The organism is Prevotella sp. P4-98, from assembly GCF_002251405.1.
Classification (GTDB): domain Bacteria; phylum Bacteroidota; class Bacteroidia; order Bacteroidales; family Bacteroidaceae; genus Prevotella.
Window position 1 is genome coordinate 1 of record NZ_NPJC01000078.1, and the last position, 8,049, is coordinate 8,049.

At 47.4% G+C, this 8,049-nt stretch carries 6 protein-coding genes and 2 pseudogenes; all 8 read right to left on the reverse strand.

Annotation, left to right across the window (positions count from 1 at the left end; all coding sequences use genetic code 11):
* Positions 1-656: DUF6443 domain-containing protein (locus tag CIK96_RS12030; RefSeq protein WP_144007322.1), on the reverse strand; the 656-nt coding region annotated here is incomplete at its 3' end.
* A 120-nt stretch (positions 657-776) separates the two neighbouring features.
* Positions 777-1,358 carry a hypothetical protein gene (locus CIK96_RS12035; protein ID WP_094389612.1) on the reverse strand — a complete coding sequence of 194 codons (582 nt, stop codon included), beginning with the start codon at positions 1,356-1,358 and terminating at the stop codon, positions 777-779.
* A gap of 534 nt (positions 1,359-1,892) precedes the next feature.
* Positions 1,893-2,600, reverse strand: coding sequence for an RHS repeat-associated core domain-containing protein (locus CIK96_RS12045; RefSeq protein WP_254046317.1), 708 nt, complete (start codon positions 2,598-2,600; stop codon positions 1,893-1,895).
* A complete protein-coding gene (locus CIK96_RS12050; RefSeq protein ID WP_094389610.1) occupies positions 2,563-3,510 on the reverse strand; it encodes an ankyrin repeat domain-containing protein in 948 nt (315 codons plus the stop codon). Before CIK96_RS12050 ends, CIK96_RS12045 begins: the two co-directional genes overlap by 38 nt.
* Before the next feature lie 2 nt (positions 3,511-3,512).
* Positions 3,513-6,293: an RHS repeat-associated core domain-containing protein gene (locus tag CIK96_RS12055; RefSeq protein ID WP_158214647.1), complete on the reverse strand. Its 2,781-nt coding sequence runs from the start codon at positions 6,291-6,293 to the stop codon at positions 3,513-3,515.
* A 171-nt stretch (positions 6,294-6,464) separates the two neighbouring features.
* Positions 6,465-6,941: pseudogene (locus CIK96_RS13730) on the reverse strand (DUF6443 domain-containing protein); the annotation flags it as partial.
* Complete coding sequence (locus CIK96_RS13295; protein ID WP_158214869.1) at positions 6,856-7,632, reverse strand: hypothetical protein; 777 nt, start codon at positions 7,630-7,632, stop codon at positions 6,856-6,858. The gene CIK96_RS13295 and the pseudogene CIK96_RS13730, both read right to left, overlap by 86 nt.
* Before the next feature lie 214 nt (positions 7,633-7,846).
* A pseudogene (locus CIK96_RS12060) lies at positions 7,847-8,049 on the reverse strand (IS1380 family transposase); the annotation flags it as partial.

Here is an 8,049-nt window from a genome sequence, read left to right on the forward strand (position 1 = left end):
GTATCTCCTGCTGCGGTGCGCTCCATAATCTTCCTCCCGAGCAGGTCGGTGAATACGGCTGTGCTCCTGTTGTCGGCATCGTAAGACACTGCTTTTGCCAGCGTTCCCTCTGGATAGTACTCGAAGGCTGTGTTCTCGGGGAGCGTGAGGCTGTACGAGCCGTCCTCGGGAGCCTCGAAGTGCAGCACCTGGTCGGAAGCGGTGTTTGCGAGGTGTTCCGTCCTGTCCTGCTTTCCCGCCTGTCTCCATGTGTCTCCTGCGATGTCGACTGCTGTCACCCTGTCGAGCGCGTCGTAGTGGCTCTCGGTGAAGAATCCGTCGTCAAGATAAAACAAGCCCATGGACGTGACCCCGCTCACGGGGATATAGTCGAGTCCGCTTGCAGGCACGGGGAGATACCTGCGTTTCTCGCGCCCCGCTCCGTCGTAGGTCGTCAGGGTGCAGGCGGTCTCGCCGTTTCCTCCCGCCGTGGCGACAGAGAGCGTGGGGCGGCCCAGGCCGTTGTAGTACTGCACAGCCTGAATGGAATCCGTCCCGTAAGCGTCGAGCATCGTCACGGTCCTGACGTAGTTCTGGGATGGAGTCTGAGCCAGAACCGAGCATGGCGGCACCGCAAGCATCGTTATCAGCGTTATGTGTATTTTATTTATACTCATGGCTTCCTGTAGTTGTAACTATTGATGGAGATAACGGAATCGTTCGTTTGGACGACATAATCTAAACAAATTTGAATATCAGTATTTTCAATGCGCACCGTGCTCATGTCTCAATTTACTTTAATTATGTTTAATCGACTCATAATCCATCTTCTGATCTGAATCTTGCACACTTATTACTGGATTTATGCATATATCGTTAGTGTCATTATTAAAGATTATGTTGGGAATTTTATCTATGTTTTTCCCATTCGTTGGCTTAACCAATTTTAACTCCATCTTTGACATCAACTCCTTGGTTGAAACATTCCGCAACCATTCGCTATCAGTACTGTTTTTAGGATATATGGCAAAAAGGAATGTAATTGAAATACTATCTCCCGGTGCAAAATATTGCTGTGCTGAACCATTAAACTTATTACATCTATATAATTGATATGGCTGATAAAATAAATCCCTTGACTCTATATTGGCAATAACCGTTTTCTCGTATGGATACCCTATTGGTATAAATATGGAGTCATTGGATTTGTTTATGGCTAAATAGTGAATGGACAAACATCTTATGTTGAAAACGTTATCCATTTCGTCTCTCCTTATCTCTTTATTATCACCAACCATGCATAAATTCGCCTGCAAGACATATTTGTCATTGCACGCAAACAAAAGGGGTACTAATGTGACAATTATTAATCTCTTCATCTTTTATTCTCCTAAAAAAAATTGTTTGTATCTTATCAAACTTTGTTTGTAAGTATCAGTTGTCTTATTCCATGTTGGGTGGTTCATTAAATAATTAAATATTTTAATATTGTCGGTTTTGTTAGGATTCCTACTATCTTTCATGTAGTGATGCCATTGTTTTTTTATATGGCAGGTGTATTCTTCTCCACCTAACATGTTCTGAATATTACTTCGTGATTCAAACATTTGTTTGTTGTCTCCCCAAAAAGCTGTTATATTGTTGCCTAATGTGCTCGCATTTGTTTTATCATCACCACCATGACATTACCATAATGGCTATCAACGTGTATAGTGTTGCTATATGCGTCACGTGACCATTTCACAACATTAATCTGATTACAATCTATTTGGGTTAAATCTACTTCAGGCATTCTTCCAACGATATGTGTGAAAATTTTTGATAAAGCTTCTGCCGAAATATCAGATGATGGTAAACCAACTCTTGTATTAAGATTGATAACATATTTGCCATCTTTCAGTTCGCGATAGTCATCACTTATATATATAATCCGATTCTGCAGAGTTTGTACCTAAGTATGTTCCGTCAGAAGTGTAATAATCATCCATCCCATCTGGATCCATCAACATTACCGGATTATTGTGGCAATACGCATACGGACTCACATTATAGTACTTCTCCGCCAGCGGATCTACCCTGTCCCAACGTGCAGTGACGGGATTGTACTGCCGTGCGCCGTAGTCGTAGGTGTTCAGTCCGTGCATCTTATCCAGTTCCTTACCATTGTATTTGTATGGCTGCACATCGTTGTTATTGGCGGAGCCGTCACAGAACTGGGCTCCAAAGGGGTAGTAGTTCATCGTCTGCATCACCGTCCCCGTGCTGCCTATCGCCTTCGTCACCTGACGGACATTGCCCAGGTGGTCCTTGTCATAGTAGAGGAAGGTGAAGTTGTCCTGCGTGGCATTATATTGTGTGGCCTGACAGTAGCCCTCGTCAAACTGGAACATGTCTATGCGTCCGTTCTTAAGCGTCAAGGCACCTCCAAGCAGATAGTCCGTGGAGTCTGTGTATAGTATCTCCGACGGCATGAGCTCCCTTGTGCTTCCTATGGCGACGGTGATGTTCGGAACGGCAGTCTGATACACCACGCGCAGTTTCTCGCCCGTGGCGGAATAGACAAACCTCGTCACGTTGCAGTTGTCAATACCGCTTGAGATATTCCTGTAATTCCTTTTCATCCTTCGGAGATATTTCACGTTTTATAACAGTTAAAGCCCAATCTGAGACAGGTGACTTCCAATAGTCCATTCCTCTTTCCTTTAAAAAATCTATGACTTTTAACTTTTCCTTATGCTTTTTAGAGTCAAGAGGATATGCCCTAAGTCTCAACATATAAAGAATGTCAACATAAAATGACTTGTAATATGCAGAGTCTTTAGAACTGATAACATCCATTCTTTTAAACTTCCTATTATAGTCTGCTCCGTGTTCCAGTAAATAAAGAAGGACATCCATACGGTCAAATGTTAGTGCGACATACATTGCACCTGCACCTGTATCTTCTGTCTGCATGTTAACATCAGCACCTGCCTCCACAAGCATTCTTACTTTTTCATAATCTCCATCCAAATCCACTGCCTCGAACAACGCAAAATGGCGAGCGGGAATCCAGTTGCCAAGATTGTCTTGCTGCACTCCGCGCTCTACGGAATTGGGGTCTCCACCATATTCTAACAACATCTTTAGTATTTCAGGGGAAACACGACTAAATCTTGAAGCAATAATAACCGAATTATCCCCTCTATATCTAATGGTATCACATGGTACATTAGGATTTGCACCTAATTCCAATAATGCTTTTACTGATTCTTTCTTATTATTATGGGTGGCAAGCATTAATAGAGTTTGCTTCCATCTATCTTCCTTATAATCAATAGGTATATTCTTATCCTGAACCTGCCGCCTTATTTCATCGGCATTTTCGTCTTGTACAGCCTTGGCTAAATTCCATGCAATGGTGCCTTGAAATAACCTAAAATCATCTCCTAATAGTTTTTTCTTATCTACTGGCGCCTCCCTGTCTATGCACGCGGACGACAACAATACCAGCAAGACACATATTGCACAAAAATATCCATTATGTTTCATAATTAAAAGCCAAATAAAATATTGTTAGTATTCAACGTATATTGCGATTGTGCATTTTTGCTCTTCTGCATTATCATTTCCTTTCCCGAGGGATAGAAATTCTTTATGCTGTGCCCCATTATTGCACGGTTTTTATTGCGCCAATGTATATTTCCATTAGCTCTCACTCCCATGTGTGTTTGTTGGAAAATATTCAATTCATCCCGAACATGAACATATGCGTCTATTTTTGCACCTTTCCTGTTCCATGGTGCAATGGTAAGGGGACTTACCCATGCGGCATTAAATGTCATTGCACTGCGACCTGTCTTGTAGGCATTCGTAGCCGCCATGCCTCCGCCCAAAGAATGACCTACGAAAGTAAGTTCTTGATTAATATTGTCCGATAAAACACGTGCGTTTTCCTTTGAAATATTATACTGCTCCGAGGCTCCAAATACCTGTAAGAAATTATTTTTCCAGTCTTCATAACTATCACTATCTGTTCCTGAAGTAGCATAGACATATTCTGTGACCCCGTCAATTGTACGTTCATATATAGCAGACTTAAAACCAGAACGGTCATCCCTTAAAGTGACTCCGTCTATATGCAAATTAGAGACTCTCCACCCCCCAATGAGTTCAACTTTGTCTTTGCCATATACATGATGCGCGATTCGAGCCGCTTCCTCTTCCGTAGGCTTCAAGCCATCTTCGTCCACAAACTTTACTGGATTCCCCAAACAATACACATACGGACTAACGCTATAGTATTTCTCCGCCAACGGGTCCATCCTGTCCCAACGTGCGGTGACTGGATTGTACTGCCGCGCTCCGTAGTCGTAGGTGTTCAATCCGTGCATCTTGTCCAGTTCCTTGCCGTTGTACTTGTACGGCTGCACGTCACCTGATGCGGCAGAGCCGTCACAGAACTGGGCTCCAAAGGGGTAGTAGTTCATCGTCTGTACTACTGTCCCATTGCTGCCTACCGCTTTCGTCACCTGACGTACATTTCCCAGGTGGTCCTTGTCATAGTACAGGAAGGTGAAGTTGTCCTGCGTGGCATTATATTGTGTGGCCTGGCAGTATCCCTCGTCAAACTGGAACATGTCTATGCGTCCGTTCTTAAGCGTCAAGGCACCTCCAAGCAGATAGTCCGTGGAGTCTGTGTATAGTATCTCCGACGGCATGAGCTCCCTTGTGCTTCCTATGGCGACGGTGATGTTCGGAACGGCTGTCTGATACACCACGCGCAGTTTCTCGCCCATTGCGCTATAGACATATTTCGTCACGTTTCCGTCGGTGAACTGTATCCTTATCGGATTGTTCCTCAGATCATAGTCTATCCTCGCTATCCTGCGGCTCGCGTCGCTCGTGAGCGACCCTGCCCCGTTGTATGTCAGTGGATACTCCTGCCCAGCCACGCCGTCGAAGTCCGTCGCCCCTGCGTACGGAAGTCTCCATACGTTGTCGAACACGCTTGCCAACTGGTTCCCCTCGTATGTCATCCGCAGGTCGTCAACCAATCCGAAACCTCCGTGCATCGCGTCCTGAAGCCCGCAACGTCGCAGCCTCTTGATGTTTCCGTTGCAGTCGTACTCCGCCTGCTCGTTGAAGTAGTTTCTGTTGCCTGTCAGGTTGTCGCCTGTTCCGAAAAGCGCCAGGTACAGGCGGTTGCACCCGTCGTACCTCAGGTTGTAGCCCTTGTATTCGCTATCATTCCTTGCCTTCCACCGCACGGTGCTTATGTTTCCGTTGTAGCATGCGCTGTCAAGACCGTCGGCATAGTACAGGTCTTCGCGGAATCCTCCGCTGCTGACGCTCTTGAGCCATCCGTGAACGTCGTATGTATATGAGCACATGGACTTGGATGTCCTGGTCAGTTGCCTTTCCTTCCTTTCCAGCCTGCCTATGGCGTCATAGACGTATCCCGTCTCACGCGACTGTGTGGAGGCACCATGTCTGACGGACAGGCTCATCTTTGTCTTTTTGCCATATTGGTACGTATAGGAGGTCTTTGCCATGAAGTCACTCCCGTAACCGACACCGGCATGCACCTCCGTGCTGTCAACGGCACCCGTGAACGTGTATGCCGTGACCACATCCTCGAGACGTCCGCCGAGACCCTTGCGTACACATCTCACCGCCTGCCCCTTGCGGTCGTACACGGTGACGGTGCCGAGGGCCTCGCCGCCGGTAGCGTACACCACCTGTCCCGTAAGGTAGCCGATGGCGTGCTGTCTCTGTTCCTGTCCAATGGTTAATGCAGGCATCGCGCTTGTAAGGTTGTTGCCGATGAATTCATAGGTGTCGTAGTAGTTGACTATCTCGAGTTGCGGGTCGCTGATGCTGTACGGTGCGGAGTAGCCTGTGCTGCAGACACCCCCTGATCCGCTCGTGTATGATGTAGCGGAGAGCACCGACCCGTCGCGGTTTCCGTCGCTGCATGTGCCCTGCACGCACAGCCTTCCGAAGCGGTCGTACAGGCAGAAGCGGTAGCGGTTTCCCAGAGCGGTGTCTCTCATGTACGCCATGCGGTCGGCACTGTCGTACCAGTACTGCACGCATTCCGCCCCGGGCAGTTTCTTCCATACCACCCGCCCTCTATTGTCATAACGATATTCGTATGCATATATTGTCTTTTCCTGCGATATTTTGTTGAATGCAGGTGTGAGCACGAAGCGCAGCTGGCCGAGGTCGTTATATACATAATAGGTATCTCCTGCTGCGGTGCGCTCCATAATCTTCCTCCCGAGCAGGTCGGTGAATACGGCTGTGCTCCTGTTGTCGGCATCGTAAGACACTGCTTTTGCCAGCGTTCCCTCTGGATAGTACTCGAAGGATGATGTGTTCTCGGGGAGCGTGAGGCTGTACGATCCGTCCTCGGGAGCCTCGTAGTGCAGCACGAGGTCGGACAGTGTGTTGGCGAGATGCTCTGTCCTGTCCTGCTTTCCCGCCTGTCTCCATGTGTCTCCTGCGATGTCGACTGCTGTCACCCTGTCGAGCGCGTCGTAGTGGCTCTCTGTGAAGAAGCCGTTGTCAAGATAAAACAGGCCCATGGACGTGACACCGTTCACGGGGATATATTCAAGACCGTTTGCCGGCACGGGTAGATACCTGCGTTTCTCGCGCCCCGCTCCGTCGTAGGTCGTCAGGGTGCATGCCGTCCCTCCGTCGGTGCCGGCAGTGGCGACGGAGAGTGTGGGATAGCCCAGCCCGTTGTAGTACTGCACCGCCTGCAGCGAGTCTGTCCCGTCCGCGTCAAGCATCGTCACTGTCTTGACGTAGTTCTCCGTTGCCGTCTGAGCAGAGCACAGGGCAGGAACGTACAGCAGGAGTGCAAGTAATAGTTTTATATTGTTCATACTAGTTAGTCTTGTAGTTGTAGTTATATTTTTGAAGGATATTGTCGTCAGCGTCACGTGCTTCTTCCAGTCTTCCATAGGTGTCATAGCGGTATTTCGCCTTGTCTCCGTTAGGCTTGATGACACATGAAAGAGTATGCCATGGGGAATATTCATAAGCTGTCGCCATGGCTCTCTCATTCAGCAGGGCAGCGTGAAGAGACTCCGTAGCATTTGTTATTTCTGTGGCGGCAGTTCCATTTTCCAGAATGTCGACAATGCCCGACATTGCCTTTACTTCGGAATATGCCTTGCCGACAATCTCCAATACAGGAAGCCGATGGCAGTAAGACCATATTACGGCAACGGGAGTTCCGTCCTTCTTCTTATAACCGCAGATGTTTCCGTAGTCGTCGTAGTCTGTCACGTCCAGTTCAAGAACCTCGCTGTTGTTAGGAGTTATGGAATAGTTCTTGCTGACTACCGGCAAGCCATTTGAAAGCGGCATGTAAAGATTCCTGTAGCCGCCAACTGTGTTCCCGTTCCTGTATTGCAGAGCCTTTACTCTCTCGCTGATACAATGCGCGCTTGTCAGGCATGCCGTGTTTGAGTTGACGGCTTCCGCATCACCTGGGTACCAATACCTTGTCAGGCATGTCTCCTCCGTGTTGGCGTTGAAGGCAACGCTCTTTGTTATGCTGGAGGGCATGTAATTGTTTTCATTGTATTCGTAAGTTGTAGTTACTGGTTTCATCGCCACACCATCAACATAGCCAGTCTCGGTGACGCTTGAGGGCAATGCGCACAAGGGAGATTTGGAGATCAGGGCGTATTTGTAATATACCTAAAATCCGCAACTATCATCCAATACACGATTAAGGGTAGATTTATGAGTCGTTAGTAGCAGCTTTCAGTAAAAAGCAACAGCACAACATCAATATGTAGCCACCATCCCCTTACCCCACGATGCGACTTGAGGTAATACGCAGATTCAAACCGGAAAGAAAGGATTCTTATCCGAATTCTGTTTTGAAGGGTCTTGCATAAGCTCGGTTCTCTGTGTAGATATTCAGCACGTATTGCCTTGCAGTCATGATCCACTTGGCAGGTACGGAGATGAATCTGAAGACAAAAGCCTTTATGCGACTCGTTTTCTTGAGCCCAAAAGCCTTGGTGTCAAGCCTGCTCATGATGGTCTTGTAGAAATTGTGTATCA